General features: G+C 65.7%; 23 protein-coding genes. 13 read left to right on the forward strand and 10 right to left on the reverse strand.

Going from position 1 to position 25,848, the window contains the following annotated elements; genetic code table 11:
* The first annotated feature begins 8 nt into the window (after positions 1 to 8).
* The 5 genes from ROV95_RS19730 (at position 9) to ROV95_RS19750 (ending at position 6,519) form a co-directional block, all read left to right on the forward strand.
* Complete coding sequence (locus ROV95_RS19730; RefSeq protein WP_312545986.1) at positions 9 to 2,201, forward strand: Six-hairpin glycosidase-like protein; 2,193 nt, start codon at positions 9 to 11, stop codon at positions 2,199 to 2,201.
* On the forward strand, positions 2,198 to 3,685 hold the full coding sequence (locus ROV95_RS19735) for an MFS transporter (RefSeq protein ID WP_171952356.1): 1,488 nt from the start codon (positions 2,198 to 2,200) through the stop codon (positions 3,683 to 3,685). The genes ROV95_RS19730 and ROV95_RS19735 overlap by 4 nt, the downstream gene beginning before the upstream one ends.
* Positions 3,685 to 5,400, forward strand: a complete 1,716-nt coding sequence (locus tag ROV95_RS19740; protein ID WP_312545988.1) for an alpha-amylase family glycosyl hydrolase — start codon at positions 3,685 to 3,687, stop codon at positions 5,398 to 5,400. Before ROV95_RS19735 ends, ROV95_RS19740 begins: the two co-directional genes overlap by 1 nt.
* 123 nt (positions 5,401 to 5,523) lie before the next feature.
* Positions 5,524 to 5,910: an SseB family protein gene (locus tag ROV95_RS19745; RefSeq protein ID WP_058980773.1), complete on the forward strand. Its 387-nt coding sequence runs from the start codon at positions 5,524 to 5,526 to the stop codon at positions 5,908 to 5,910.
* A 150-nt stretch (positions 5,911 to 6,060) separates the two neighbouring features.
* A complete protein-coding gene (locus ROV95_RS19750; protein WP_312545990.1) occupies positions 6,061 to 6,519 on the forward strand; it encodes a GNAT family N-acetyltransferase in 459 nt (152 codons plus the stop codon).
* A 504-nt stretch (positions 6,520 to 7,023) separates the two neighbouring features.
* Here the strand turns inward: ROV95_RS19750 and ROV95_RS19755 are convergent.
* Positions 7,024 to 7,923, reverse strand: coding sequence for a hypothetical protein (locus ROV95_RS19755; protein ID WP_144435337.1), 900 nt, complete (start codon positions 7,921 to 7,923; stop codon positions 7,024 to 7,026).
* A 225-nt stretch (positions 7,924 to 8,148) separates the two neighbouring features.
* Here ROV95_RS19755 and ROV95_RS19760 point away from each other — a divergent pair, with 225 nt between their 5' ends.
* Entirely contained in the window at positions 8,149 to 8,463 is a 315-nt protein-coding gene (locus ROV95_RS19760) for a hypothetical protein (RefSeq protein WP_312545991.1), read from the forward strand.
* A 44-nt stretch (positions 8,464 to 8,507) separates the two neighbouring features.
* Here ROV95_RS19760 and ROV95_RS19765 read toward each other — a convergent pair whose 3' ends face one another.
* From ROV95_RS19765 to ROV95_RS19780, 4 genes are all read right to left on the reverse strand, one after another.
* Positions 8,508 to 8,873, reverse strand: a complete 366-nt coding sequence (locus tag ROV95_RS19765) for a hypothetical protein (RefSeq protein WP_312545992.1) — start codon at positions 8,871 to 8,873, stop codon at positions 8,508 to 8,510.
* A gap of 22 nt (positions 8,874 to 8,895) precedes the next feature.
* Complete coding sequence (locus tag ROV95_RS19770) at positions 8,896 to 12,480, reverse strand: ABC transporter permease subunit (RefSeq protein ID WP_312545993.1); 3,585 nt, start codon at positions 12,478 to 12,480, stop codon at positions 8,896 to 8,898.
* A gap of 12 nt (positions 12,481 to 12,492) precedes the next feature.
* Positions 12,493 to 13,395, reverse strand: a complete 903-nt coding sequence (locus ROV95_RS19775; protein ID WP_019659375.1) for an ABC transporter ATP-binding protein — start codon at positions 13,393 to 13,395, stop codon at positions 12,493 to 12,495.
* A gap of 131 nt (positions 13,396 to 13,526) precedes the next feature.
* Entirely contained in the window at positions 13,527 to 14,558 is a 1,032-nt protein-coding gene (locus tag ROV95_RS19780; protein ID WP_019659374.1) for a LacI family DNA-binding transcriptional regulator, read from the reverse strand.
* Between the two features lie 139 nt (positions 14,559 to 14,697).
* On the opposite strand from ROV95_RS19780, the gene ROV95_RS19785 reads away from it, so the two are divergent.
* The 6 genes from ROV95_RS19785 (at position 14,698) to ROV95_RS19810 (ending at position 19,973) form a co-directional block, all read left to right on the forward strand.
* Complete coding sequence (locus tag ROV95_RS19785) at positions 14,698 to 15,093, forward strand: hypothetical protein (RefSeq protein WP_312545997.1); 396 nt, start codon at positions 14,698 to 14,700, stop codon at positions 15,091 to 15,093.
* Between the two features lie 171 nt (positions 15,094 to 15,264).
* Complete coding sequence (locus ROV95_RS19790; protein WP_111098242.1) at positions 15,265 to 15,828, forward strand: single-stranded DNA-binding protein; 564 nt, start codon at positions 15,265 to 15,267, stop codon at positions 15,826 to 15,828.
* A 202-nt stretch (positions 15,829 to 16,030) separates the two neighbouring features.
* Positions 16,031 to 16,927 carry a TIM barrel protein gene (locus tag ROV95_RS19795; RefSeq protein WP_227853942.1) on the forward strand — a complete coding sequence of 299 codons (897 nt, stop codon included), beginning with the start codon at positions 16,031 to 16,033 and terminating at the stop codon, positions 16,925 to 16,927.
* Positions 16,928 to 16,954: 27 nt separating this feature from the next.
* Entirely contained in the window at positions 16,955 to 18,640 is a 1,686-nt protein-coding gene (locus tag ROV95_RS19800) for a GMC family oxidoreductase (RefSeq protein ID WP_312545999.1), read from the forward strand.
* Positions 18,640 to 19,215, forward strand: coding sequence for a gluconate 2-dehydrogenase subunit 3 family protein (locus ROV95_RS19805; protein WP_312546000.1), 576 nt, complete (start codon positions 18,640 to 18,642; stop codon positions 19,213 to 19,215). Before ROV95_RS19800 ends, ROV95_RS19805 begins: the two co-directional genes overlap by 1 nt.
* On the forward strand, positions 19,200 to 19,973 hold the full coding sequence (locus ROV95_RS19810; RefSeq protein ID WP_312546002.1) for a DUF1080 domain-containing protein: 774 nt from the start codon (positions 19,200 to 19,202) through the stop codon (positions 19,971 to 19,973). Before ROV95_RS19805 ends, ROV95_RS19810 begins: the two co-directional genes overlap by 16 nt.
* A gap of 30 nt (positions 19,974 to 20,003) precedes the next feature.
* On the opposite strand, the gene ROV95_RS19815 is transcribed toward ROV95_RS19810, so the two are convergent.
* The 5 genes from ROV95_RS19815 to ROV95_RS19835 are packed head-to-tail and all read right to left on the reverse strand — an operon-like array spanning position 20,004 to position 24,633.
* Positions 20,004 to 20,300 carry a cytochrome c gene (locus tag ROV95_RS19815; protein ID WP_065198060.1) on the reverse strand — a complete coding sequence of 99 codons (297 nt, stop codon included), beginning with the start codon at positions 20,298 to 20,300 and terminating at the stop codon, positions 20,004 to 20,006.
* Positions 20,301 to 20,318: 18 nt separating this feature from the next.
* Positions 20,319 to 21,179 carry a sugar phosphate isomerase/epimerase gene (locus ROV95_RS19820; RefSeq protein WP_206621306.1) on the reverse strand — a complete coding sequence of 287 codons (861 nt, stop codon included), beginning with the start codon at positions 21,177 to 21,179 and terminating at the stop codon, positions 20,319 to 20,321.
* Positions 21,180 to 21,198: 19 nt separating this feature from the next.
* Positions 21,199 to 22,323, reverse strand: coding sequence for a Gfo/Idh/MocA family oxidoreductase (locus ROV95_RS19825; RefSeq protein WP_312546007.1), 1,125 nt, complete (start codon positions 22,321 to 22,323; stop codon positions 21,199 to 21,201).
* A gap of 12 nt (positions 22,324 to 22,335) precedes the next feature.
* Positions 22,336 to 23,553, reverse strand: coding sequence for a nucleoside permease (locus ROV95_RS19830; protein ID WP_312546008.1), 1,218 nt, complete (start codon positions 23,551 to 23,553; stop codon positions 22,336 to 22,338).
* Positions 23,554 to 23,580: 27 nt separating this feature from the next.
* Positions 23,581 to 24,633, reverse strand: a complete 1,053-nt coding sequence (locus ROV95_RS19835) for a sugar phosphate isomerase/epimerase family protein (protein ID WP_312546009.1) — start codon at positions 24,631 to 24,633, stop codon at positions 23,581 to 23,583.
* Between the two features lie 95 nt (positions 24,634 to 24,728).
* Between ROV95_RS19835 and ROV95_RS19840 the strand changes: the two genes are divergently transcribed.
* Entirely contained in the window at positions 24,729 to 25,736 is a 1,008-nt protein-coding gene (locus tag ROV95_RS19840) for a LacI family DNA-binding transcriptional regulator (protein ID WP_058980811.1), read from the forward strand.
* The last annotated feature ends 112 nt before the right edge of the window (positions 25,737 to 25,848 follow it).

A 25,848-nucleotide genomic window follows, 5' to 3' on the forward strand; every position in this document is an offset into this window, starting at 1 on the left:
CCGCTTCGATGCTGAAGATCATTTGCCTGACCGCTGCCCTGGGGGCAGCGCTGGGGACGACCGCGCAGGCGGCCGACCTGCAATTCGACGGCCGCCATGCGCGCGCCGAAGCCGCTGCCAAGGGCAGCTTCGTGCTGCATGCGCCGAAGGGCGCAATGCAGATTGCAGCCGCACCGATGCGCAGCCAGACCGGCAGCGTGATGTTCGACGCGTTGTTCGCGCTGGCCCAGCAGGAGATGGACCAGGACCGCGTGGACGCGATTCGCGATCCCGCGTTCGACGAAGGGCGGCCGGTGCCGTGCGAGTGCTTCCAGACCGGCGCGCGCTGGCCCTATGTGTGGACCCGCGATGTCAGCTTCGCCGCCGATCTGGCGCTGGCGCGGCTGGACCCGCAACGCACCCGGCAGTCGCTGCAGTTCAAGCTGTCGGCGGCGCGCGACGGGCACACGCCCGGCCTGTTCGTGGCGCAGGACACCGGTTCCGGCGGCAGCTGGCCGATCAGCAGCGATCGCGTGGTGTGGTTCCTGGCCGCGCGCCACCTGCTGGATGATCCGGCGTTTGCCGACCAGGTCTGGCAGGCGCTGCAGGGCACGCTGGCGCAGGACCGCACGATGGTGTTCGACGCGCAGATGGGCCTGTACCGTGGCGAAACCTCGTTCCTGGACTGGCGCGAGCAGACCTATCCGGACTGGACCCGCGAGGACGTGCGCTTCATCGGCGATTCCTACGCACTGTCCACCAACGTGCTGCACTACCAGGCACTGCGCCTGGCCGAACGCCTGGCCGGCCAGCGCGGCGATGCCCGCGTGGCCGACTACAAGGCGTGGGCCGATGCGTTGGCACGGCAGATCGATGCGCGCTTCTGGCGCGAGGATATCGGCCAGTACATGAGCTACATCGGAGAAGCCGCGCACCCGGTGCCGTACGCCAAGGTCGATCTGCTCGGCCTGTCGCTGGGCATCCTCGCCGAGGTGCTGCCGCCCGAGCGCGCGCGGCGTGCGCTGGCGGCGTATCCGATGGGCCCGGCCGGCAGCCCGGTAGTGTGGCCGCAGGAGGCGCAGCAGCCGATCTACCACAACCGCGCGATCTGGCCGTTCGTCAGTGCCTATTCGCTGCGCGCGGCGCGCCAGCTGGACGATGCACAGCGCATCGCCGCCGAGATCCGCTCGCTGATGCAGGGCGCCGCGCTGGCCGGTTCCAACATGGAGAACTACGAGCTGGTCAGCCAGGCGGTGCATGTTGATGAGGGCGTGCTGAGCGGCCCGGTGGTCAACTCCGAACGCCAGCTGTGGTCGGTGGCCGGGTATCTGTCGATGGTGGTTGAAGGCGTGTTCGGCGTGCAGGACGATGGCCGCGTGCAGCCCAAGCTGCCGGCCGCGCTGGTGCCGGAACTGTTCGGCACGCAGCGCAGCATCAGCCTGGAAGTCACTGGCAAGCGCTATGTGCTGGAGCGTCCGCAGAGCGTGGGCGATGGCTTGCTGGTGGCGGGCAGGACCACCACGCGCGGCACGACCACCACGGTGCAGCTGGTGACTGCCCCGGCAGCAACAGGCTTCGCTGCCACGACTGCGGATGCCAACGCGCGTGCGCCCGCAACACCGGCGGCACCGCAGGCCCTGCGCAGGGGCACGGGTTGGAACGTTCCGGTGCAAGCCGGGCAGGTTCTGTGGAAGGACGGCAGGGCCGTCGTCGCCAGCAATGGCCAGGTGCAGATCAGCGACGATGGGCTGCAGCATTGCCTCAGCCTGACCCGACGCGAAGGCGCGTTGGAATCGCTGCACAGCCCAATGGTCTGCGTCGGTCCGCAGCAGGTGCTGAAGGGTGCCGAGCGCTGGCAGTTCACCTCGGCCAGGGCCGGGCAGGTGCGCCTGCGCCTGCAGTACAGCAACCCGAATGGGCCGATCAACACCGGCGTCACCGCTGCGGTGAAGCAGCTGGTGCTGCAGTGCCCGGGCCAGCCGTTGCAGCGGCACACGGTTACGCTGCCGCACAGCGTGGCGGTGCAGGACTCGACTTCGGCAACGTTCGTTGTGGCCAAGGGGCAGTGCACCGTCGCGCTCGAAGAAGGCTTCAACATGAGCGCGCTTGAACATTTCGCGCACTACACCGGGGGCAAGGGTGGCCGCGACGGCGTGCTCAACCAGGCGCAGGTGCAGGCGCTGACGGTGGCGCCGGTGGCGATGGAAGAGGGTGCACGATGAATCGCACGGCAAAACCGCAGCTGTCGTTCTGGCAGATCTGGAACATGTGTTTCGGCTTCCTCGGCATCCAGTTCGGATTCGCCCTGCAGAACGCCAATGCCAGCCGCATCTTCGAGACGCTGGGCGCGGATATCGACGCGGTGCCAGGGCTGTGGATTGCCGCGCCGCTGACCGGCCTGCTGGTGCAGCCGGTAATCGGCTACCTGTCCGACCGCACCTGGACGCGCTGGGGGCGCCGTCGTCCCTACTTCATGATCGGTGCGGTGTTGACCACGCTGGCGCTGCTGGTGATGCCGAACTCGCCGACGCTGTGGATCGCGGCCGGCACGCTGTGGGTACTGGATGCCTCGATCAACGTATCGATGGAGCCGTTCCGTGCCTTCGTCGGTGACCAGCTGGCGCCACGCCAGCGTCCGGCCGGCTATGCCATGCAGAGCTTCTTCATCGGCGTGGGTGCCATCGTCGCCAGCTTTCTGCCGTTCATCCTGGCCCACTTCGGCGTTGCCAACACCGCGTCCGCGGGGGAAGTGCCCGACACTGTGCGCTATGCGTTCTACTTCGGCGCGGTGGTGCTGCTGGCGGCGATCACCTGGACGGTGGTCAGCACCCGCGAATATTCACCGGCGGAGCTGGCCGGGTTCGATGATGCCGAGCCACCGGAACATCACGCGGCGGCCGCGATCAACGGCCCGGCTTCATGGACGCGGGTCACCCTGTGGCTTGGGCTGGGTGTGTTGTTGGCGCTGCTGATCGCCTGGCGGCAAGGCGACCGGATGCTGTACGTGCTGGCCGGCCTGTGCGCCGGCTACGGCCTGCTGCTGGCGGCCGCGCGCGCGCTGCCGGCCACGCATATGCTGGCCGCCATCGTCGGCGACCTGCGCGCGATGCCGGTCACCATGCGCCGCCTGGCGTGGGTGCAGTTCTTCTCGTGGTTCGCGCTGTTCGCCATGTGGATCTACACCACCGCTGCGGTGGCCGGTACCCACTTCGGTTCGACCGATCCACAGTCGGCCGCCTACAACGAAGGTGCCAACTGGGTGGGCGTGCTGTTTGGCGCCTACAACGGCTTCGCTGCGCTGGCGGCGGTGCTGATTCCGCCGATGGTGCGTGCGATCGGCCTGCGCTGGAGCCACCTGGTCAACCTGTGGCTGGGCGGCGCCGGCTTGGTCTCGCTGATGTTCATCCGCGACCCGCACTGGCTGCTGCTGTCGATGGTGGGTGTGGGCTTTGCCTGGGCCTCGATCCTGTCGTTGCCGTATGCACTGCTGTCCGACAGCGTGCCGGCGTCGAAGATGGGTGTGTACATGGGCATCTTCAATTTCTTCATCGTGATCCCGCAGCTGGTGGCGGCCAGTGCGCTCGGCTTTGCCCTGCGCGCATGGCTGGGTGGCCAGCCGATGCATGTGCTGGTGCTGGGCGGCTGCAGCCTGTTCCTGGCCGGCCTGTGCGTGCTGCGGGTTCCGTCCCGTCCGGAGGTGGTGTGATGCGTGGTGTCCTGGCTGTTGCTGTTTCCCTTGCCCTGTTCGCCGGCCAGGCCGTGGCCACGCCGCGCCCGGACTACGTCGGCACCACCGAGCCGTTCGCCAGTGATGCGGTGTATTTCGTGGTCACCGACCGCTTCGTCAACGGCGATCCGTCCAACGATCACCGCGACCAGGGCGGCACGCATCGCACCTTCGACATCCCAGTGCCGTGCCCGGACAAGGTGGACGGCAACATCGGCTACCTCGGCGGCGACTTCCGCGGCGTGCTCGACAACGCGCAGTACATGCGCAACCTCGGCTTCGGCGCGGTGTGGATCACGCCTATCGTCGACAACCCGGACGAGGCCTTTACCGGCAGCAAGCCGATCAGCTGTACCAGCACGCTGACTGATCGCGGCAAGACCGGCTACCACGGCTACTGGGGCATCAACTTCTACAAGCTCGATGAGCACCTGCCCAGCAAGAACCTGGATTTCGCCGGGCTGACCAAGGGCCTGCACGGTGCTGGCTTGAAGGTGGTGCTGGATATCGTGGGCAACCACGGCTCGCCGGCCTGGACCATGCCGACGCGACAGCCGCAGTTCGGCCAGATCTTCGACAAGGACGGAAAACTGATCGCCGACCACCAGAACCTGCCGCCGCAGAAACTGGATCCGAAGCACAACCCGCTGCACGCGTTCTACAACAACATTGGACCGGTCGACAGCAAGGATGGCTCGATCTTCGATGGCAACCTGGCTGAGCTGTCCGACTTCAACCAGGACAATCCGGCGGTGATGGACTACCTGGTCGGTGCCTACCTGCAATGGACCGCGCAGGGCGTGGACGCGTTGCGCATCGACACCATCGGCTGGCTGCCGCACCCGTGGTGGCATGCCTTCGTCAAGCGCATCCGTGCCGAGCACCCGGGCATGTTCATGTTTGGCGAAGCCTTCGACTACAACGCGGCGACCATTGCCGAGCACACCTGGCCATCCAATGCCAACGTGAGCGTGCTCGATTTCCCGTTGCGCGGCGCACTGGAGCAGACCTTCGGCACCGCCAACAAGGGCTTCGAGACCCTGGCTGAGCCACTGCACCTGAGCGGTGGCCCGTATGCCAATCCGTACGAGCTGATGAGCTTCTACGACAACCACGACATGCCGCGCCTTCAGGCCAGCGACACCGGCTTCATCGACGCGCACAACTGGCTGTTCACCGCGCGCGGCATTCCGGTGGTCTATTACGGTTCGGAGACCGGCTTCATGCGCGGCCGCGCCGAGCACGCCGGCAACCGTGCCTACTTCGGCCAGCCGCGCGTGGACGCTGCACCGCAGAGCCCGATCTTCGCGCCGCTGCAGCGCATTGCGAAGCTGCGCGAGGCCACCCCGGCCCTGCAGCGCGGCCTGCAGGTGAACGAACGCCTGCAGGGCAATGAGGCGGTGTTCTTCCGCGTGCTGCAGCACGGTGACGTGGCGCAGACTGCGCTGGTGCTGCTGAACAAGGGCGACCAGGCCAGGACGCTCACCGTGGCGCGTTACGTCCAGTCCGGCCGCTGGCGCGATGCACTGGACGGCGGTTCGTTGCAGGTGGATGCCTCCCTGGAGGCCGAAGTGCCCGCACACGGCGTGAAGGTGTATGTGCTGGATGCCGCCGTGCAGCAGCCAGCGCTGCAGGCCGAGCTGGACAAGGCGATGGCCGACCAGCGGGCGCGGGACGTGCGGCTGGGGCGGTAGTGCCGGCCGCCGGCCGGCTACCCATGAATCCATGGCACCTTCAGGTGCCGGCCAGCGGCCGGCACTACCGGGGTGACCATATCCGGCACAATAGCCCCCCCCCTCACGCCCTGCCGTACCGCCATGACCGACCTCGCCCCGCAGACCCCGATCGAAACCCTGCTGAAGGCGGCGATGGACGGGGCGGTGCCGATCCGCGCCTTCATGGAGGCCTTCGTCGCCTCCGAGGTGGTGCTGCTGACCGGCAGCCTGGTCACTCCCGATGGCAGCGGCTTCGACCCGCTGCTGTTCGACAAGCAGGGCACCCTGCACGTGGCCGTGTTCACCGATCCGTCGCGGGTGGGCATCTACAGCCAGCAGGCCGAACACCAGATCCGCTGGCGGATGCTGGACGTGCTGCGCCGCGTGCCAGGTGGCTACGGCGTGGTGATCAACCCGGGCACCCAGCTGGGTTTCGAGATCTCGCCCAGCGGCGTCGGCGAGATCCTGAAGGACTTCGCCCAAGGCTGAGTTGCCGTCGCGCCATTTGTAGCGTCGAGCCATGCTCGACTGCCTTTCGCGCATGGCCTGATGTGTCGAGCATGGCTCGACTTTACAGAAGGCTTCCCTTCGGGCGCCGTCCATGGTCCCCTTGGGTGACATCGGGATCGAGGCATTGCCATGGAATTCAGGGGACTACCCGCCGACGCACCGGAACGGCAGCAATTGGCCCAGTGGTACCACGCGGAATGGGGCCAGGACGCGGGCCTGTCGCTGGAACAGGAACTGCAGCGGCTCAATCCGCCACAGGACGCCGAAGGTTTCCCGCACCTGATCGCCGTATTCGATGACGGTCAGGTGGTTGGCGCAGTCCAGCTCAAGCGGCGGGAAATGCAGGCGTTCCCACAGTACGAACATTGGCTGGGCAGCGTGTTCGTGGCCGACAGCCATCGCGGGCGTGGGCTGGCTGGCGCGTTGGTGGAGCAAGCAGCGACGCAGGCGGTGCGGATGGGGGTTTCCGATCTCTACCTGCAGACTGAGGCCCTGGACGGTGGGCTGTATGCGCGGCTGGGCTGGGCGCCGCTGCAGGTAGCCGATAGCTGCAGCTATCGCGTGCTGGTGATGGTGCGTTCACTGTAAGAGACGTGCCCTGGAAGAGAAGTTTCCTGGTGCTCCGTCCAGTCAGTGAACCGGATGTGCACTTTGAAAGAGCGCGGGAGCGCAGGCTGGTGGCTGGCGACATCGGGCATCGGATGCTCAATCCGCAGCCAGGTTGCCTGCCACCAGGACAGCGTTGTGTCGTACATCGTCGCGCTCGACGTATCGCAGGAGGTCCTGGGCGAGAACGCGTTGGCTGATTGCTGCCAAACGCGCATTCTCAGCATCCGATTTACCCTGGGAATGGGCAGAGAGCAAAAGCATGTTGACGATGTGGGATGAAACTCTGGACTGCAGTTCAGCCTGGGATCGTTCTTGGCCATCCTCGTCGAACAGCAGGTGAGGATGGACAACGCGAGATCATCACTGTACTGGCGCTTCAGGCTGGGGAGACCAAGGGTGATGTGAAATGCCCCAAGAAGTGAGAAGGCGACGGCGACCAAGGAATGCGTTCCCAGTTGCAACCATATCTTCATGACATATCTCCTAGCGGGGGCGGATCCATTCGCAGCGATCCAGCCTTCCGCTTACCGATCCGCATCGATAATAGCCGCCATTGAAGTTGTAGCGGATCTCGCGAGGCCAATCACCCTTGTCGACATCAATATCAATCTGTCCCCCATTCTTGATGGTGTCTGATTCAGGTAATGCCTGGCCGAAAATATCCTTGGCCGTACCTTTGATCAGTCGAGCCGCCCCTCTTGCCATTGGATTGATCTGCCAGCAAGCGGTGTCGCCGTTGTCCATCAGCAGGCAGCCGCCAACGCCTCTCCCGAAGAAATGCTCGAGTGATCGGAAAAGTGAGCCAAGGAGGTTTCCATTGATCTGCCCGTGTTGCCAGGCCGGATTGCTTGCCGTGTGCGCGATTCGGATCGCATCATCTACTGCTGGAATGAATTGGTTTGCGACATGCAGGCTGGAGAAGTATCCGCTGTCATTTGCAGGCTTTATGAACACCCATTCTTTCGACATGCGGACAACCGCTTCAAGCTGAAGTCGCTCGCCTTCTGCCAAACCTTGTGAACTGCTGTCGAAGTCGCCTTGCCCATCCCGGGTCTGCACCGGTTGGCTCGGTAGGCGCCAGCCTGGAACGTTGATGTCAGCAGCGATTCCCAATTCGCCCAGGGAAGGAGCTGGGTGGAGCCTTCTGGGAACCTCGCCAGGAGGAATGTAATTGACGGTGACGTAAAGCGCTTGGGCGGTGTGGGGGTTGACCACGAGGTAGACCTCCCAGCCACGACGGAATCCATGTGCCATTTCGCCAGCGGATTCGTATTGCCAGGATTGAGTGCAATTGCCACAGGTGACTACCTGGACGGCGTGCGCCTTGAACGTGGAAAGCGCGGAGCCTGCCAGAATCAAGCTAGCTGCAGAGATCATTTTCACAACGTGACTCCTTGGACGAATGGGTGCACCTGCTGCGGGTACACCTTCCTGATCCACGGCGTTCCCACTGATTCACCTTGCGCTTCGTGGCGATTGCCGCGTATCGGTATCCGCCGTGCGGTTCGTCGGAGATCCGAGGATCTTGATGTAGGGCATCCAATCTGGCCCCGATGGGACCATCTGCTGCATCCAAGGACCGTCGGCGTTATCCTGCAAGCGGGCTCCATGCTTCTGGTGGTTGATGACGTGACCATGGCCGCACCCTCCCATTCCCGCTCGGCGCTGATCTTCCTGATCGCGGCGATCGTTGCCGCGCTGGTGTCCATTCCGGTGCTGCGCGCGGTGGGCATGGTGCAGTGGCCGGTGTTCGTCATCGCCTGGCTGATCAACCTGGGCGCGGCTTGGCATCTGGCCCAGTGGGCGCGCCAGCAGGGGCGCTCGCGCTGGGCGTTCGGGGTACCGGCAGCGCTAGGTACGGTCGCCTCGATCGTGGTGTATGTGCTGCTGGCGTTGCTGGGGCCCAGGGCTGCGCTGCGCTGAGCGTTCGCGGCTTTCGTCGGCAGCGTGCCGAGCATGGCCCGGCACTACAGTGGAGCGGGGTAGTAGAGCAGGGCAGAGCCGGCTTCCAGCGCTTCCTCGTAGAAGGGAGCAAAGCCGCGGTAGGTATCGGTGTTGAGTACATCGACCTGCAGGCGGCCGCAGCGTAGATCCCGGATTTCATCGAAGCAGAAACGGAAGCACTCGGCCAACGCGAGGTCGAATGCATGGTGTTCACCGTCCTGCAGCAGGAACAGCATTGCCTGGTGGTGTGCACCGACGCTGGGCGCGTTCCACTCGAATTCGGCTTTGCCAGTGTATCGGCCAGTGAAACCGTAGATCATGACTGGCACGGCAGCTCTCCACAGAATCCATGTGCCCGCAGCAGCTTCGCCAGCGATGATGCCGGCCACGCTACCGGCACCACCACATACCTCATATCGTCACCTTGCGCCGGTTGTCATCGCTCACCCGGTCGATCAGCTTGTTGTAGGGATCGAAGCCTGCTTCGTCCGGCTTTTCATCCACCGTCACCGTGATCTTCGGCGCGGCGCTGGTGATGTGGTGGCGCTGCAGGTACAGCACCTTCTGGTCGCGCTCCTTGCCCGACGGCCCATTGGCGAACACGCCGATCTCCACCCAGTCATCCATCTTGCCGGCGGTCTCCTTGCCCTTGCCATCGGCATACTGCTTGCTGGCATGCAGGTCCAGGGTCACGTCGTAGCGACCGTCAGCACGCTTGCGGGCGCTGGCGGCCATCACGCGGTTGTCGTAGAAGCTGATCTTCTCGAACAGGTCAGTGACCAGCTGCTGGCGGTCGGCCGGGGTCTCGGCACGGATGTAGCCCAGCAGTTCGCGTGAGGTGGTGTACGGCGGCTGCTGGTAGCCCTTGTCCTGCAGGAAGCGCTTCAACGCACGGTTCAGGGCCACTTCGCCGATCTCTTCACGCAGCCGGTAGAACACCAGCGAACCCTTCTGGTAGTGGATGTACTGCTGGTTTTCCACGCGCTCCAGCGGCTGCTCCTCGATGGCCTCGCCGCCGCGGCCGGACAGGTAACCGTCCAGTTCGCGCTTGAGGAACTGGCGCATGTGCTGGCGGCCGTACTCCTGCTCCATCACCATCAGTGCCGAATACTGCGACAACGATTCGGACAGCACCGTGGCGCCCTGCACGTTGGCACCGATCACCTGGTGCGCCCACCACTGGTGTGCGATTTCGTGCGCGGTCACGTAGAGCACGTAGTCCACCTTGTCCGGGTCACGCAGGTCGGCGATGAAACCGATGGCTTCGGAGTAGGGGATGGTGTTGGCGAACGACTGCGCGAAGCGGGCATAACCCGGGAACTCGATGATGCGCACCTGGCGATGCTGGTACGGGGTGAAGTTCGCCTCGTAGTAGGCCAGCGATTTCTGCACCGCTTCGATCATCCGCTCCACGTTGTAGCCGTGCGCCGGGTCGAAGTAGACCTCAATCGGTATGTCCTTGTACTTTGCCTTGCGCACCTCCCAGCGCGCCGACAGATAGGCGTAGAAGTTCAGCATCGGTCGATCCATGGCATAGTTGAAGCAGCGCCGGCCATTGACCGTGCTCTCATGCTGCAGATAGCCCGGGGCCAGCGCCACCTGGTCCGGTGCCGTGCAGATCGTGGTGCGGAAGTCGAGCCAGTCGGCATCGTTGGCTATGTACGTGTTGGCACGCGCGGCTTCGTCTTCCAGCTTGGGCATGCGCCGCGGCTCACCCAGGTCGCGCTTGCGCCGCTCGTTGCGGTCGGTGATCTCCGCGCCCTCGTTGTAGCCGAACGACGGCAACACGCGGCTGTTGAAGAACGTGCCGTTGTCCACGATGTTGCTCGGCGCCTGGCCGGCGGTGATGCCATTGGGCTTCTGCACCACCCGGAAATGGACACGGCGGCTTTCGCCCGGTTGCAGAGGCTTGTCCAGCCGATAGATGCGATACCCCAGGTCCTTGGCATGGAAGGCCATCGTCTGTCCGCCAAGATCGGCGGCTACCAGCTGTTTGTCATCGCCCATCGAGACATGCAGTTCCGGGATCGGCTGCGCGTGGAGATTGCGGATCGTCCAGTTCGCATCGATCACCATCGACTGCGATTCGGGGGACAGGTCCACGCGGTTGTCCACCGCCACGATGCGGGGCTGCGGCAGGTTGCGGTACTTCGACAGCTCGCGCTCGTAGCGGGCCTGCAGATCAAGCTGCTGGTCCGGAGAAAGGAACTCGTTGCGGATGTTGGTGCTCCAGTACAGCCAGCCCCCCACGCCGACGAACGCCAATGCGGCGACTCCGGCGAAGACCCCGGTCGGGCCGCGCAGGCGGCGGCCGGCCAGGGCCAGGCGCTGGCGCAGGCCCTGGCTGACACCCCGTACCCAGAAGGCCGACGCCAAGCACATCAGCGTCAGCAGGAACAACGCCCAGTAGCCCTGGAACGCCAGTTGCCCGGTCAGGAAGTGGCCGTAGCCGTTCATGTCCGAATAGGGCGCGTTGGGCCAGCTGCCGAAGTTGTACAGGTTCTGCGTGTAGTCGAGCAGGCCGAGCACGCCCTGGCCGATCATCACCACGATCAGCAATGCGTATCCGACGAACTTGTTGTTGGTGAGCACCTGCAGCACCAGCGCCAGGCCCCCCATCAGGATGTAGACCACCGAATCCAGCGCGAGGCTGCGCAGGTACAGCAGCGGCTCCAGATGCGTGTAGCCCTTGGCCAGCTGCACGCCCATCGCGGCCAGCGCGCCGGCGGCCTGGAAGCAGATGATCACGGCCAGCAGTGCGGTGAACTTGGCCAGCAGAGGCACCCAGTTCGGCACCGGCATGGCATCGGTCACTTCATTGATGCGCGCACTGCGTTCCTTCCAGACCAGCTCACCGGCGAAGAACAGCACGATGATCACCAGCAGCCAGCTGAAGGCCCCCTGCAGGCCCATGATCATCTGCGAGGTGACCGGCCAGATCGAGGTGCCGTACAGGGTTTGCCGGAACAGCGCGCTGGGCAGGAAGTTGGCCAGGCCCAGTACCAGCAGCACGATGAACGGCACGCTGCGCAGGACACCGCGTGTATCGAAGCGGACTTGGCGCAGGAACTGCTGCCACGCCGTGCTGGCAGTGAACGCCGGTGTCACGCGCGGCAGTGTCGCGCGGGTGGGACGGACCACGCTGGCTTCGGAAGCCGGTTGCGCCTGCCTGCGGCCCCAGCGCCGACGGCCACTGCCGCTGCGTTCGGTGCGGAACAGCGCGAAGGTGGCGGCAAACAGCGCGGCAGCCACGCCCAACCACAGGGCGCGATTGGCCAGCAGGTAGCCGGCCAGCTCGGGAACCCCGCTGTTGCGTTCGGCGGTGGACCAGTAGCGGATGGTACGGCCGAGTGCGCGCATGCCCAGCGGTTCGCTCAGCACCGCGATCCACGTATTGTCGATGTCGCGCAGCAGGGCCGCGCTGGCGCCGTACAAGACCAGGTAGGCCACCAGGCCGATGTAGACCCAGAGGATCGAGCGGGTCAGCGCTGCCAGCAGCGACAGCAGCGCGGTGGTGAACAACAGGTTCGGAATGACGACGACCGCGAACGTCCAGGCATAGCCCTGCCAGCTGATCGGGCCCATGCGCTCGGGATCGACCCACGGCATGAACGGCGCCAGCCACAGGCCGAATGCGATCAGGATGTAGACCAGCAGCCCGGCCGCCAGGGCGGCAGCGATGCGCCCGGCCAGGTAATCGCGGCGCTTCACCGGGCTGGCGAAGATCAGTTCGGCAGTGCCGAGTTCGAAGTCACGCAACAGCGCGTTGCTGACGAACAGGGCGGTGACCAGCATGCCGAGCAGGGTGAAGATGCCCAGCATCTGTGCGATCACGGTGGGCGCGTTGCTGTGCACGTTGCCGGTGCCGCCACCGATCTGCACGGCGTCGCTGGACGCGGCGGCAAAGGCAAGCAGGACGAACAGCCCGGCCAGCAGCCACAGCAGCGGCGATCGCAGCTGCTCGCGCAGCTCGAAGCGGAAGAAGTTGAGGATCATGGCGTGCTCCGCTCAGGCTGCGACGCGGCTACGGGCCTGAAGGCGCAGGCGCTGGAAGTACACGTCCTCGAGGTCGGGAGCCACGGCCGCGAAGCCGTCGCCAGGGTCGTTGGCGCTGTGCACGTGGATCACCGGGCGGCCACCGACCAGGCGGGTGGACAGCACCACGTAGCGTGCCTCGTGGTCGGCCAGTTCCGAAGGATCAACCTGCTTGCGCCAGACCTGCTGCTGCAGGGCGTCGATGGCATCGGCCGGGCGCCCGGTCAGCAGCACCTGGCCTTTGTTCATGATCGCCATCGTCGGGCACAGATCGGTCACGTCCTCGACGATGTGGGTGGAGAGGATCACCGCCACGTTCTCGCCGATCGCCGCCAACAGGTTGAGGAAGCGGTTGCGCTCTTCCGGGTCGAGGCCGGCGGTGGGTTCATCGACGATCACCAACCGCGGGTCACCCAGCAGCGCCTGGGCAATGCCGAAGCGCTGGCGCATGCCGCCGGAGTAGGTGCCCAGCTTGCGCTTGCGCGCGTCCCACAGGTTCACCTGCTGCAGCAGCCCATCGACCACCTCGCGGCGCTGCGCGCGCTGCGTCAGGCCCTTGAGCACCGCGAAATGCTCCAGCAGGTCCAGCGCGCTGACTTTCGGGTACACGCCGAAATCCTGCGGCAGGTAACCCAGCCGGCGGCGCACCGCATCCTTGTCGCGCAGCACGTCGATCGGCGCCTCGCCTGGAATGCTGAGCGTCGCCGTGCCGCTGTCGGCTTCCTGCAGGGTGGACAGCGTGCGCATCAGCGAGGACTTGCCGGCGCCGTTGGGGCCGAGCAGGCCGAACATGCCCCGCGGAATGTCCAGGTTGACGTTGTTGAGGGCATGCACGCCGTTGGCGTACGTCTTGGACAGCGAATCGATCTTCAGCATGCGACGTACACCTTTCCATGGGCGATGTCTGCGCGTTATCCGCGCATCAGCCTCCGTGCGCATCCGCCGTTGGTCATGGGGGTAGAATTCCGCCGTCGCACGTTGAGGCGTGGCGTAAGGCCTGGTGGCGCTTACCGGCGCAGCGACGATTCCCGCACCACCAGCTTCACCGGGATGCTCTGGCTCTGCACCGGCTGCCGGCCGATCAACGCCAGCAGGCGCTCCACCAGCAGCTGGCCGGCCTGCTTGGTGTCCTGCTGGACCGTGGTCAGCGCCGGGGACACCGAGGCCGCCAGCGGGATGTCGTCGAAGCCGGTCACCGCCACGTCCTGCGGCACCCGTAGCCCGGCCTCGCGCAGGGCGCGCATCGCACCGATGGCGATCAGGTCGCTGGCGGCGCAGATCGCATCGATCGGCTCGCCACGCGCCAGCAGCGCCTGGCAGGCCTCCTGGCCGGAAGCCTCGGTGGTGATCGCATCGTGCTGCAGCGCCGGTTCGGCGGCCAGGCCGTGGTCCTGCAGGGCCGCGACGTGGCCGCGGTAGCGTTCCTGGAATTCGGGGTAATGGCTGGAGGCATGGCCGAGGAAGGCGATGCGGCGGCAGCCCTGCTGCAGCAGGTGGGTAGTGATGTCATGCCCGCCCTGGAAGTTGTCGCTGCCGATCGACACGCCCGGCTGGCCGGGCAGGGCGGCGCCCCAGCGCACGAAGTGCGTGCCCTGTTCGACCAGCCGCTGCAGGCGGTCGCGCGATTCGTGGTAGTCGCCGTAGCCGAGCAGGATGATGCCGTCGGCCTTGTTGCTGTCCTCGTAATCGGCCTGCCAGTCGGTGGACAGCTGCTGGAACGAGACCAGCAGGTCCTGCCCGTGCAGCGCGCAGGCGCGGGTGATCGAGCCCAGCATCGAATGGAAGAACGGATTGATCAGCGAATCGTCGTTGGTCGGGTCTTCGAAGAACAGCAGGGCCAGCGTGCCGGCGTTGCGCAGGCGCAGGCTGGAGGCGTTCTTGTCGACCTTGTAGTTCAGCTCGCGGGCGATGCGCAGGATGCGCTCGCGGGTTTCGGCGTTGACCATCGGGCTGCCGCGCAGGGCCCGCGACACGGTTGGCTGGGAGACCCCGGCCAGATGGGCGATGTCCAGGGAGGTGGCTTTGCCTTTGATCGTCATGGGAACGCGGGAGGGGGCAGGGGGAAGGGTGCCCGGGCATGATGCCATGGGGTGGCTGCCGGCCGTCCTGGCCGTCACTGCTTGTGGCCACGGTCGCGGTCGTGCGACGGTCAACACCATAGCCTGATGGAGCCAAGCGGTGACCTTTCGCCTGTACCCGGGTGTCCCCGACGATTTCGAGGCGCGGATCCGCATCCTTGCGCCAGAGGAGGGTGGGCGTCGCAGCCCGGCCCGGAACCGTATCCGCTGGGACTTTGCCTACGCCGATGACGCCGGGGCGCCAGAGCTGTTCATGATCTGGCCCGACTTCCGTCACGCCGAGGGCGACAGCTGGGCGACCGAGCTGCCGCTGCCGGTGGGCGAGCCCCTGTTGGCCGGCCTGACCGTGGTCAATGAGGTGCTCAGGGCGGGGCTGCACCGGGAGCGTATCCGGCCCGGCGTGCGCTTCCACTGCCATGAAGGGCCCAGGGTGGTGGCGGTGGGGGAGGTCACACGGGTCACCGGCTTGCTGCTGGATCGCCCCCTGCTTCGTTGAGGTCGGTTCCGACCCGGATCGGCCGGATTCCCGACGGGCCGGGGGCGAAGGGAATGGTAAGATGCCTCGTTCCGATATCCCCCCATTCGCAACCGCGGGAGGTCCAGCGTATCGGCACCCCGTCGGGTGTGCTATCACTGGTCCAGCCCCGGACAACGGAAGAATCCATCTATGGCGCGCGGCATCAACAAAGTCATCCTGGTCGGCAATCTCGGCAACGACCCGGACGTGAAGTACACCCAGAGCGGCATGGCGATCACCCGCATCAGCCTGGCCACCACCAGCGTCCGCAAGGACAAGGATGGCAACCAGCAGGAGCGCACCGAATGGCACCGCGTGGTGTTCTTCGGCAAGCTCGGCGAGATCGCCGGCGAGTACCTGCGCAAGGGCAGCTCGGTCTACGTCGAAGGCAGCCTGCGCTACGACAAGTACACCGGCCAGGACGGCGTGGAGAAGTACTCCACGGACATCATCGCCGATGAAATGCAGATGCTGGGCGGCCGCGGTGAAGGTGGCGGTGGTGGCAACTACGGCGGCGATCGTCCGCAGCGCCAGCAGGCGCCGCGCCAGGAGTACGGCGGCGGCGGTGGCCAGCGTGGCGGCCAGGGCGGTGGCTATGGCAACCAGGGCGGCAACCAGGGCGGCGGTTACGGCAACCAGGGCGGCAACCAGCGCCCGCAGCCGCAGCAGGCGCCGCCGATGGACGACTTCGCTGACGACGATATTCCGTTCTGATCGGACGCTCGCCTGCAGCAGAAAAGAAAGCCCCGCTCATGCGGGGCTTTTCTTTGTCCGCGATTGCTACGGAGTTGTGCCCCGCAGCATTGAATTTTCGTGCACCGCAACTTGCAAGCATCCAATTTGCTCCCCTATGGTGCAATCGATTGCATTGCTGTGAATCGTTGCGTTTGATACCGGTTGGGAGGCCGGAAGGTGGATGTCCATCCATTCGATCAGACCGGCTCCTTCGAGGGGGCTCACGCGGCGCGATGCGCTGCGCATGGCGGTTGCTGGAGGCGTAGCTCTGGGTACTGCGGGAGCGTTGCCTGCATTCGCCACCACTGCACCGCTGAAGGGCAACCTGAAGCAGGCCGTGGCCCGCTGGACCTTCCCGCAGCTGTCAGTTGCCCAGCTCTGCGCGACGGTGAAGGACATCGGCTTTGCCGCGATCGACCTGGTCGGCCCCGAAGACTGGCCCACGCTGAAGGCCCATGGCGTGTACAGCTCGATGTGCAATGGCGCGGAGCTGGGCCTGACCAAGGGCTTTGCCGGCCGTGAGTTCCACGACCAGCTGGTAGAGCGCTACACGCGGCACATCGATCTGGTGGCCGATGCCGGTTACCGGAATCTCATCTGCTTCTCTGGCAACCGCAACGGTATGGACCCGCATGATGGCATGGCCAATGCCGAGGCTGGCCTCAAGCGCATCCTCGGGCATGCCGAGAAGCGCGGTGTGGTGCTGGTGATGGAGCTGCTCAACTCCGAGGTCGATCACCGCGACTACCTGTGCGACCACTCGGCCTGGGGCGTGGAGCTGTGCCAGCGGCTCGGCTCGGACAACTTCGGCCTGCTGTACGACATCTACCACATGCAGATCATGGAGGGCGACATCATCGCCACCATCGGCAAGCATCACGCCTGCTTCAAGCACTACCACACCGCAGGCGTGCCTGGCCGGCATGAGATCGGAGACCAGCAGGAGCTGAACTATGCAGCGATCTGCCGCGCGATCCGCGACACCGGTTTCAAGGGGTATCTGGCGCAGGAGTTCACGCCTGCCGCGCCCGATCCCGTTGCCTCATTGCGCGAGGCGATCCGCCTCTGCGACGTCTGAAACGATATCCACCCAGGTGAGAGACCCATGGCAGATAATCACTACGACGCCATTGTTGTTGGCTCGGGAATCAGTGGCGGCTGGGCAGCGAAGGAGCTGACCGAGAAGGGCCTGAAGGTCCTGATGCTGGAACGCGGGCGCAACATCGAGCACGTCAAGGACTACGTCAACGCGATGAAGGAGGCGTGGGATTTCCCGCACCGCAACCGGCCAACGCAGGCAATGAAGGCCGCGTTCCCGGTGCTGATGCGCGACTACGGGCTGGCTGAGAACCTGGAAGGAATGTGGGCCAACGAGCAGGACTCGCCCTACATCGAGACCAAGCGCTTCGACTGGTTCCGTGGCTATCACGTCGGTGGTCGTTCCTTGATGTGGGGGCGGCAGAGCTATCGCTTCTCCGATCTGGATTTCGAGGCCAACCTCAAGGACGGCATCGCCACCGATTGGCCAATCCGCTATGCCGACATCGCGCCGTGGTACGACCATGTAGAGAGGTTCGCCGGCATTGCCGGCACGCGCGAAGGACTGGACGTGTTGCCGGACGGTGAGTTCCTGCCGCCGATCCCGTTGAACATCGTCGAGAAGGACGTGGCCGCGCGGATCAAGAAGGCCTTTGGCGGCACGCGGCACATGATCCACTCGCGCACGGCCAACATCACCCAGCCGATGCCCGAGCAGGGCCGCGTGAACTGCCAGTATCGCAACAAGTGCATTCTGGGCTGTCCCTTCGGTGCCTATTTTTCGACCCAGGCGGCGACGCTGCCGGCGGCGATGAAGACCGGCAACCTGACCCTGCGGCCGTTCTCGATCGTCAAGGAAGTGCTCTACGACAAGGATCGCAAGCGCGCGCGTGGCGTGGAGGTGATCGACGCCGAGACCGGGCAGACCTACCAGTACACGGCCAAGGTCATCTTCCTCAACGCATCGTCCTTCAACTCGACCTGGCTGCTGATGAATTCGGCGACCGACGTCTGGGAGGGGGGGCTGGGTTCTTCGTCGGGCGAGCTGGGGCACAACGTGATGGACCATCATTTCGGTGCGGGCGCCTCGGGCCGGGTCGAGGGCTACGAAGACAAGTACTACTTCGGCCGCCGTCCCTGCGGCTTCTACATTCCGCGGTTCCGCAATGTCGCCGCCGACAAGCGTGGCTACCTGCGCGGATTCGGCTACCAGGGCGGTGCCAGCCGCACCGGCTGGTCGCGCGAGATCGCCGAGCTGAACATCGGTGCCGACCTGAAGGAAGCGCTGACCGTGCCGGGCGACTGGCGCATCGGCATGACCGGGTTCGGTGAGATGCTGCCGCACCACGACAATGCGATCCGCCTGGACCGCAACCGCAAGGACAAGTGGGGGCTGCCGGTGCTGGCGATGGACGTGTCCATGCGCGCCAACGAACTGGCGATGCGCAAGGACATGGCCGCCGATGCTGCCGAAATGCTGGAGGCCGCCGGCGTCAAGGACGTGAAGATGCACGACAATGACTATGCCCCGGGCAAGGGCATCCATGAGATGGGAACCGCGCGCATGGGACGTGACCGCAAGAGCTCCGTACTGAACGCACACAACCAGGTCTGGGATGCGCCCAACGTCTATGTGACCGACGGTGCCTGCATGACTTCCAGCGCCTGTGTGAATCCCTCGCTGACGTACATGGCGTTGACGGCGCGTGCCGCCGACCATGCGGTGCGCGAACTGAAAGCGGGGAACCTCTGATGGATCGCCGCGAACTGCTGAAGATGATCGTCGCCGCCACCGGTGCGGCCATGGTCGGCCTGCCTGCGCTGGTGCAGGGCAAAGCGCCAGCGGCCGGGGCGATGGCCGCGTTCTCCGATGCCGAAATCAGCACGCTGGACGAGATCGCCGAGACCATCCTGCCGCGGACCCGGACACCCGGGGCGAAGGACGCGGGCGCCGGTGCCTTTATGGCGACGTTCGTCAGCGACTGCTACACCGCTCGCCAGCAGGCGGTGTTCCGTGCCGGCCTGGCCGACATCGACAAGCGTGCCGGTGGCCGCTTCCTGTCGCTCACGCCGGAGGCACGCACCGCGTTGCTGCGTACCCTGGATGCCGAAGCCAAGGCGCGCAATGCCGATGTGACCGAGACCGGTACGCCAGAAGAAGGCGAGGCGATGCCGCATTACTTCACGATGATCAAGCAACTGGCCATCTTTGGCTTCTTCACCTCCAAGGTCGGTGCGACCGGGGTGCTGCAATACGTCGCCGTGCCGGGACGTTACGACGGCGACCTTGCCTACGTTCCCGGTACGCCTGCATGGGGGACCAGCTGATGGACGACACCTGGATGATCCGCGCTCTGCTGGGCGCCGCCGGCCTGCTTGCCGCTGCGACGGCATTCGCACAGGACGGTGCCGATGCTGCGCGTGACCCGAAGAAGACCGAGGTGTGGACGCCGGTGCCTGCGGTGGTGGCCACGCCACCGGGCAAGGCGCCGTCGGACGCCATCGTGCTGTTCGATGGCAAGGATGTCTCGGCCTGGGAGGCGGAGCAGGGAGGGCGTGTACCCTGGAAGGTTGCCGATGGCGCCATGACCGTCGTTCCGGGCAGCAAGGGCATCCGCACCAGGCAACGCTTCTGCGATATCCAGCTGCATGTCGAATGGCGTACCCCCACCGAGACGAAAGGCTTCGACGGCCAGAACCGGGGCAACAGCGGCATCTTCCTGCAGGAACTGTATGAGTTGCAGGTGCTCGACAGCTACAACAACCCGACGTATGCCAACGGCCAGGCGGGGTCGATCTACAAGCAGGCGATGCCGTTGGTGAACGCCTCGCGCGCACCGGGGCAGTGGCAGGCCTACGACATCATCTGGAAGGGACCGCGCTTCTCTCCGGGCGGTGGGCTGCTCTCGCCGGCGCGCATCACGGTGCTGCACAACGGTGTTCTGGTGCAGGACGATACGGCTGTGGCGGGCAGGACCGAGTACATCGGTCCTCCCTCCTACTCACCGCACGGATGTGCGCCGCTCTATCTGCAGGAGCATGACTCCAGGGTCAGCTACCGCAACATCTGGGTGCGCGAACTGTAGCGGCACGCGGCCGGCGTGGTCGCCGGCCGCCTACTTCGCCAGATAGCTGGCGAGGTCGTCGATCTCCTGCTGCGACAGCTGGGCAAAGGGCGGCATCAATCCTCCGCCCTTCCTGATCTTGTCCTTGACCTGGGCGGGCTGAAGCCGCTTGCCGACGTCGGTAAGCGCCGGGAAGGTCGGCGGTACGCCGGCGCGTTCAGCACCGTGGCAGGCAGTGCAGTGCTGGGCGTAGAGTTTCGCGCCAGCGGCGGGATCGTCCTTGGCCCAGGCTGCGGCTGCATGGCTCACGCCGCCCAGGGCTACGGCCACTGCCAGGATCATTTTCATGGGGAACTCCTTCATGCGTCAGTGCCGTGCACGGGCGGGCACGTTGGGCAGGTGTTCACGCAGGTAGTCCGCGCCGGCCTGGATGACCTTGGCCGGATCGCGTGGCTGGTCGTGTTCGACGATGTACCACTGCACGCCAGCGGTGGCGGCGGCCGGCAGGATCGCGTTCCAGTCCAGCACGCCCTGGCCGACCGCAGCGAAACCACCTTCGTCTTCGGCCTGGCCCTTGGGTGCATTGTCCTTGGCGTGTACCGCAAAAACGTGACCGCGGAACTTGCCAAGCATCACCGCCGGGTCCAGTCCCGCTCGCGCGACCCAGGCCAGGTCCAGTTCGGTCTTCAGATCGGGTCCGGCCGCTGCGAACAGCAGCTCCAGCCCGGTCTGACCGTCGAAGTCGGCCAGCTCGAAATCGTGGTTGTGATAGGCCAGCTGCATGCCCTTGCCGCGCACCTGTCTGGCGATCCGGCCCAGCTCCTGGCCCAATGCGGTCCAGCCGGCGGCATCGCGCGGACGGTCCTTCTGGTCCAGGTAGGGCACCACCAGTGTGGTGTTGCCTATCGAGCGGTTGAAGGCCACCACGCCATCGAGGTTGTCGCGCAGCTCGGCCAGCTGCACGTGCGACGAAACCGCCCTGATCGAGTACCGGTCCAGCAGTCGCTTCAGTTCCGGAGCGCTGACGTTCTGCGTTCCGACGGTCTCCACCGCGCGCACGCCCGCGTCGTGGACGATTTTCAGCTGCTGGTCGAGCGAGCCTGCATTGCGCAGGGTGTACATCTGCACCGCGATCGGCTTCTGCGTGGTGGCCGCTTCGTCTGCGAAGGCGGGCAGGGCAGCGAGCAGCAGGATGAGACCTGCACTTCTACGGAAAAGAGCTTTCATCAACAGTTCCTCCCGGGATTCAACCGATGGCGGTCCAGGCGCGTGACCTGGCCGATGCAATGACGCGATCGACGATCCGCGCCGAGCGCAGGCCGTCTTCGAAGGTGGGCAGGCCTTCGAAGCGCTCGCCGTCAACGGCACGATAGGTGTCGGCGACGAACGCTTCGAAGCAGTGGCCGTAGCCCTGGGCATGCCCCGCTGGCAGCGGCGACAACCGGCGCTGTTCGGCACTGCCGGCACCCGGGCCGCGCACGAAGATTTCCTCGCGCTGCTCGGGCCGGCCGATCCACAGCCGCTCGGCATCCTCCTGGTTGAACGCCACGCTCGCATTGGCGCCATCGATCTCGAACCAGAGCCGGTTGTGGCGTCCGGCCGAGACCTGGCTGACCGTCAATGACGCCAGCGTGCCGGCGCCGGTCCTGAACATCGCTGCGGCCACGTCCTCGCTCTCGACCGCCTGCCTTGCGCCGCCTGTCGCCGGCGTGCTGAAGCTCTGGCCAGTGGTGGCGCTGCGCTCGGCGATCACCGTGGCAAACGCCGCGCTCGCTTCGGTGAAGCGTTCGCCACTGACCCATTCCACCAGGTCACACCAGTGCGAGCCGATGTCGGCGAACACGCGCGACGCGCCGCCCAGCGCCGGGTCAACCCGCCAGTTGTTGCTGGCCGGGTCCAGCAGCCAGTCCTGCAGGTAGCTGCCATGGATCAGGTGCAACGGCCCAAGTTCACCCTGCGCGATGCGTGCACGCGCCTCGCGGACCACCGGGTGGTAGCGGTAGACGAAGGGGACGGTGGCAACCAATCCGGTCGAGGCAGCCAGCGCCGCGAGCGCCCGTGCATCGTCCAGCGTCGTCGCCAACGGTTTCTCGCAGATCACGTGCTTGCCGGCTTCCAGCGCGGCCTGCGCCATCACGCGGTGCAGGTGGTTGGGCGTGCAGATGTGCACGACCTGCACCTGGGGGTCAGCGACGACGTCATTGATATCGCGATAGGCGTGCGGGACATTCCACGCGTGTGCCACCTCGCTCGCGCGCTGCGGCGACGAGGCCAGTACGCCGCGTACCGCGGCGCCCGCCAGCAGTGCCGCGCGGCGATGCACCGCGCCGATCATGCCGGTACCAACGATGGCGATTCCAAGCGGGGGCATCGTCCGGTCTCCTCAGGGTGTGTACGGCGCTGCAGCAGCTGCCGGGCGGTCGCGGAACAGCAGCAGGAAGGCGATCAGCACCACCAGTGCAACACCGGCCGGGAACAACCAGATCTGTTGCCAGTCCGGGCCTGCTGCGGTGGTGAAGTGCTCCACAACGGCACCGGACAGGAAGGTGCCGATCAGCATGCCCACGCCGTAGGTGGCCAGGGTGATGAAGCCCTGTGCGCTGCTGCGCGCGGCGGGGCCGGCATGGGCGTCGGTGTAGATCTGGCCGGTGACGAAGAAGAAGTCGTAGCAGATGCCATGCAGTACGATGCCGATCACAAGCAGGGAGAAGCCACTGCCCGCATCGCCGAAGGCGAATAGCGCGTAGCGCACCACCCAGGCCGCCATGCCGACCGCCAGCATGGTCTTCACCCCCAGCCGCACGAACAGGAACGGCATGGCCAGCATCAGCAGCACTTCGGAGACCTGACCCAGCGACTGCAGTCCGGCAGCGCCCTGCACGCCCAAGTCGTTGAGATACGGATTGGTGAAGTTGTAGTAGAACGACAGCGGAATGCAGATGGCGATGGAGGCCAGGAAGAACACCAGGTAGGCACGCGATTTCAGCAGCCGCAACGAATCCAGCCCCAGGATCTGTCCCAGCCCGGCCTCGCGCTGCTGCGCCAGTGGTGGCGTGTGCGGCAGGGTGAACGCATACAGGCCCAGCACCAGCGATGCCGCCGCCGCCATCCGGAACGTCAGTTCAAGCCGATGCGCCTGTTCCCAGCCCAGCCAGCCGATCAGCACGCCTGCGACGATCCAGCCGACGCTGCCGGCCACGCGTACCAGCGGGAACTGCTTCTCCGGCGATTGCATGTGCCGCATCGCCACGCTGTTGGCCAGGGCCAGCGTCGGCATGAACAGCAGCATGTAGCCCATGACGCACGCGGAAAACACGCTGAAACTGGTGGCGGTGGAAGCCAGCCACATCAGCACCGCGCCGGCCAGGTGCAGTACTGCCAGGATGCGCTGCGCCGCGAAATAGCGGTCCGCGATCAGGCCGACCAGGAAGGGTGCCACGATGGCGCCGATGGACTGGCTGAGGAACGCGGTTGCCACCTGGCTCGCGCTGGCCTGCAAGGGGCCCTGCACAAGGTACGTCCCCAGGGTGACGAACCACGCCCCCCAGATGAAGAACTGCAGAAACATCATCGCGCCCAGGCGCGACATCGCGTGCGTCATGGCTTGCCCTCCCGGGGCGGAAATGGTTCAGATTCCCAGCATGCGGTGAAGTGATTCCAGATCCGTGCCGCTCCCGGCAAAATCGTCGAAGGCGCGTTCGGTTACATGGATGATGTGATCGCGGATGAAGGCGGCGCCCTCGCGTGCACCGTCTTCCGGGTGCTTCAGGCAGCACTCCCATTCCAGTACCGCCCAGCCCGGGAAGTCGTACTGCGCGAATCTGGAGAAGATCGCCTTGAAGTCGATCTGGCCATCACCGAGTGAACGGAACCGGCCCGGGCGATCGATCCAGTCCTGGTAGCCGCCATACACGCCGCTGCGCGGGCTGGGCCGGTACTCCGCGTCCTTCACGTGGAAGACGCCGATGCGCGCGTGGTAGCGATCGATGAAACCGAGGTAGTCCATCTGCTGCAGCAGCAGGTGGCTGGGGTCGTACAGGATCTTCGCGCGCGGGTGGTGATCGACCACGTCAAGGAAGCGCTCGAAGGTTGCGCCATCGTGCAGATCCTCGCCCGGGTGGAGCTCGAAGCACAGGTCCACGCCACAGGTGTCGAAGACATCCAGGATCGGTCGCCAGCGGCGGCCGAGTTCGGCGAAGGCTTCTTCCACCAGGCCCGGCGGGCGCTGCGGCCACGGATAGAAATAGGGCCAGGCCAGTGCGCCGGAGAAGGTGGCATGCGCGGCCAGCCCCAGGCGCTGGCTGGCCTGAGCCGCCAGCCGCAGCTGCTCCACCGCCCACGCCTGGCGCGCCGGCGGGTTGCCGCGCACGTTCGCCGGGGCGAATCCGTCGAACAGGCTGTCGTAGGCAGGATGGACGGCGACCAGCTGCCCCTGCAGATGGGTAGACAATTCGGTGATCTGAAGGCCGTAACCGGCCAGCATGCCGGCAATATCGTCGCAGTACGCCTGGCTGCGTGCCGCCTCGGCCAGATCGAACAGGCGGGGCGCGGAGGTGGGAACTTGTACGCCAGAATAGCCCAGACCCGCGGCCCATCCGGCCAGCGTGTCCAGCCGATCAAAAGGAGCTGTGTCGCCGATGAACTGCGCCAGGAACAGCGCTGGACCCTTGAGCGTCTTCAACGTGATTCGCCCTCGATGCAATCGATTGCATTATCCTAGCAGGGGCGCACGCAGGACCTGTTGTGCACTGCACAGCGGACGGGAGAACTAACGCCATGGCCACCATCTACGACATCGCAAAGCACGTCGGCGTCTCCGCCGGCACGGTGTCGCGGGCACTGTCCCGGCCGGACAAGGTCCTGCCGGCCACCCGTGCGCGCATCGAGCAGGCGGCCGCCGCGCTGGGCTATGTGCCCAACACGGTGGCGCGCACGCTCAAGACCCACCGCAGCGGCAAGATCCTGGTCACCGTCCCGGACATTGCCAATCCGTTCTTCGCCCAGATCCTGCAGGGCGCGGAGGACGCAGCGCAGGCGGTCGGCTACGCGGTCCTGCTGGGGGATACCCAGCATCAACCGGACCGCGAGGAGCGCTACGCGCAGATGCTCCGGCGCAACGAGGCCGACGGCATGATCGTGCTGGGGCATCGCCTGCCACCTACGGCGCGTGACATCGTTGAGCAACGCGGTTCCGCCGCACCGGTGGTCAACGGCTGTGAATTCGATCCCGCACTGGGGATTCCCAGCGTCCACATCGACAATGCCGCCGCCGCGCGCACGGTGATGGAACACCTGTATGGACTGGGACACGAACGGATCGCGGTGGTGGGAGGACCCCCCGACAATCCGCTGCATCAGCAACGGATGGAAGGGGTCCGGGCGGCGGGCAAGGCGCGTGGGCGCCTGCGCCAGCTGAACATCATGCCGGGTGACTTTTCGGTGGAGTCCGGCCATGCAGCTGCGATGTCGATGTTGGCCGTCGCGCCGGTGCCGACTGCGGTCTTCTGTTTCAGCGACCAGATGGCGCTGGGCACTCTCGCTGCCTGCCGGGAGCTGGGCATCCGCGTGCCGGAGGACCTGTCCATCGTCGGCTTTGACGACTTGGCCTCCTCGCGCTACCTCACGCCGCCGCTGACGACGATCAGGCAGCCGATGCGGCAGATTGGCGAGCGCGCGGTCAACCTGCTGCTCGCCATCATCGAACAGGTCGATGTGCCGCTGCAGCAGACGCTGGAGTTCAGCTTCATGCTGCGCGGTTCCACGGCGGCCCCCAGGGGCGGGTGAACACCGCGCCACGGGGCGCCGCCTTGATCCCGGATTGACGCGAACCTGTCAGACTCACCGGCAGCCAGCCCGGCAAGGGCCGTAGCAGCAGGTGCGATCGCGCAGGAGGGGG

The organism is Stenotrophomonas maltophilia group sp. msm1, from assembly GCF_032025805.1.
Taxonomy (GTDB): domain Bacteria; phylum Pseudomonadota; class Gammaproteobacteria; order Xanthomonadales; family Xanthomonadaceae; genus Stenotrophomonas; species Stenotrophomonas hibiscicola.

What these genes read in the sequence shown, in the direction of transcription:
- ROV95_RS19730 (WP_312545986.1), top strand. Translation starts at nt 9, where the DNA reads ATGCTGAAGATCATTTGCCTGACCGCTGCCCTGGGGGCAGCGCTGGGG.
- ROV95_RS19735 (WP_171952356.1), top strand. Translation starts at nt 2,198, where the DNA reads ATGAATCGCACGGCAAAACCGCAGCTGTCGTTCTGGCAGATCTGGAAC.
- ROV95_RS19740 (WP_312545988.1), top strand. Translation starts at nt 3,685, where the DNA reads ATGCGTGGTGTCCTGGCTGTTGCTGTTTCCCTTGCCCTGTTCGCCGGC.
- ROV95_RS19745 (WP_058980773.1), top strand. Translation starts at nt 5,524, where the DNA reads ATGACCGACCTCGCCCCGCAGACCCCGATCGAAACCCTGCTGAAGGCG.
- ROV95_RS19750 (WP_312545990.1), top strand. Translation starts at nt 6,061, where the DNA reads ATGGAATTCAGGGGACTACCCGCCGACGCACCGGAACGGCAGCAATTG.
- ROV95_RS19760 (WP_312545991.1), top strand. Translation starts at nt 8,149, where the DNA reads ATGCTTCTGGTGGTTGATGACGTGACCATGGCCGCACCCTCCCATTCC.
- ROV95_RS19770 (WP_312545993.1), bottom strand. Translation starts at nt 12,480, where the DNA reads ATGATCCTCAACTTCTTCCGCTTCGAGCTGCGCGAGCAGCTGCGATCG.
- ROV95_RS19775 (WP_019659375.1), bottom strand. Translation starts at nt 13,395, where the DNA reads ATGCTGAAGATCGATTCGCTGTCCAAGACGTACGCCAACGGCGTGCAT.
- ROV95_RS19780 (WP_019659374.1), bottom strand. Translation starts at nt 14,558, where the DNA reads ATGACGATCAAAGGCAAAGCCACCTCCCTGGACATCGCCCATCTGGCC.
- ROV95_RS19790 (WP_111098242.1), top strand. Translation starts at nt 15,265, where the DNA reads ATGGCGCGCGGCATCAACAAAGTCATCCTGGTCGGCAATCTCGGCAAC.
- ROV95_RS19795 (WP_227853942.1), top strand. Translation starts at nt 16,031, where the DNA reads ATGTCCATCCATTCGATCAGACCGGCTCCTTCGAGGGGGCTCACGCGG.
- ROV95_RS19800 (WP_312545999.1), top strand. Translation starts at nt 16,955, where the DNA reads ATGGCAGATAATCACTACGACGCCATTGTTGTTGGCTCGGGAATCAGT.
- ROV95_RS19805 (WP_312546000.1), top strand. Translation starts at nt 18,640, where the DNA reads ATGGATCGCCGCGAACTGCTGAAGATGATCGTCGCCGCCACCGGTGCG.
- ROV95_RS19810 (WP_312546002.1), top strand. Translation starts at nt 19,200, where the DNA reads ATGGGGGACCAGCTGATGGACGACACCTGGATGATCCGCGCTCTGCTG.
- ROV95_RS19815 (WP_065198060.1), bottom strand. Translation starts at nt 20,300, where the DNA reads ATGAAAATGATCCTGGCAGTGGCCGTAGCCCTGGGCGGCGTGAGCCAT.
- ROV95_RS19820 (WP_206621306.1), bottom strand. Translation starts at nt 21,179, where the DNA reads ATGAAAGCTCTTTTCCGTAGAAGTGCAGGTCTCATCCTGCTGCTCGCT.
- ROV95_RS19825 (WP_312546007.1), bottom strand. Translation starts at nt 22,323, where the DNA reads ATGCCCCCGCTTGGAATCGCCATCGTTGGTACCGGCATGATCGGCGCG.
- ROV95_RS19830 (WP_312546008.1), bottom strand. Translation starts at nt 23,553, where the DNA reads ATGACGCACGCGATGTCGCGCCTGGGCGCGATGATGTTTCTGCAGTTC.
- ROV95_RS19840 (WP_058980811.1), top strand. Translation starts at nt 24,729, where the DNA reads ATGGCCACCATCTACGACATCGCAAAGCACGTCGGCGTCTCCGCCGGC.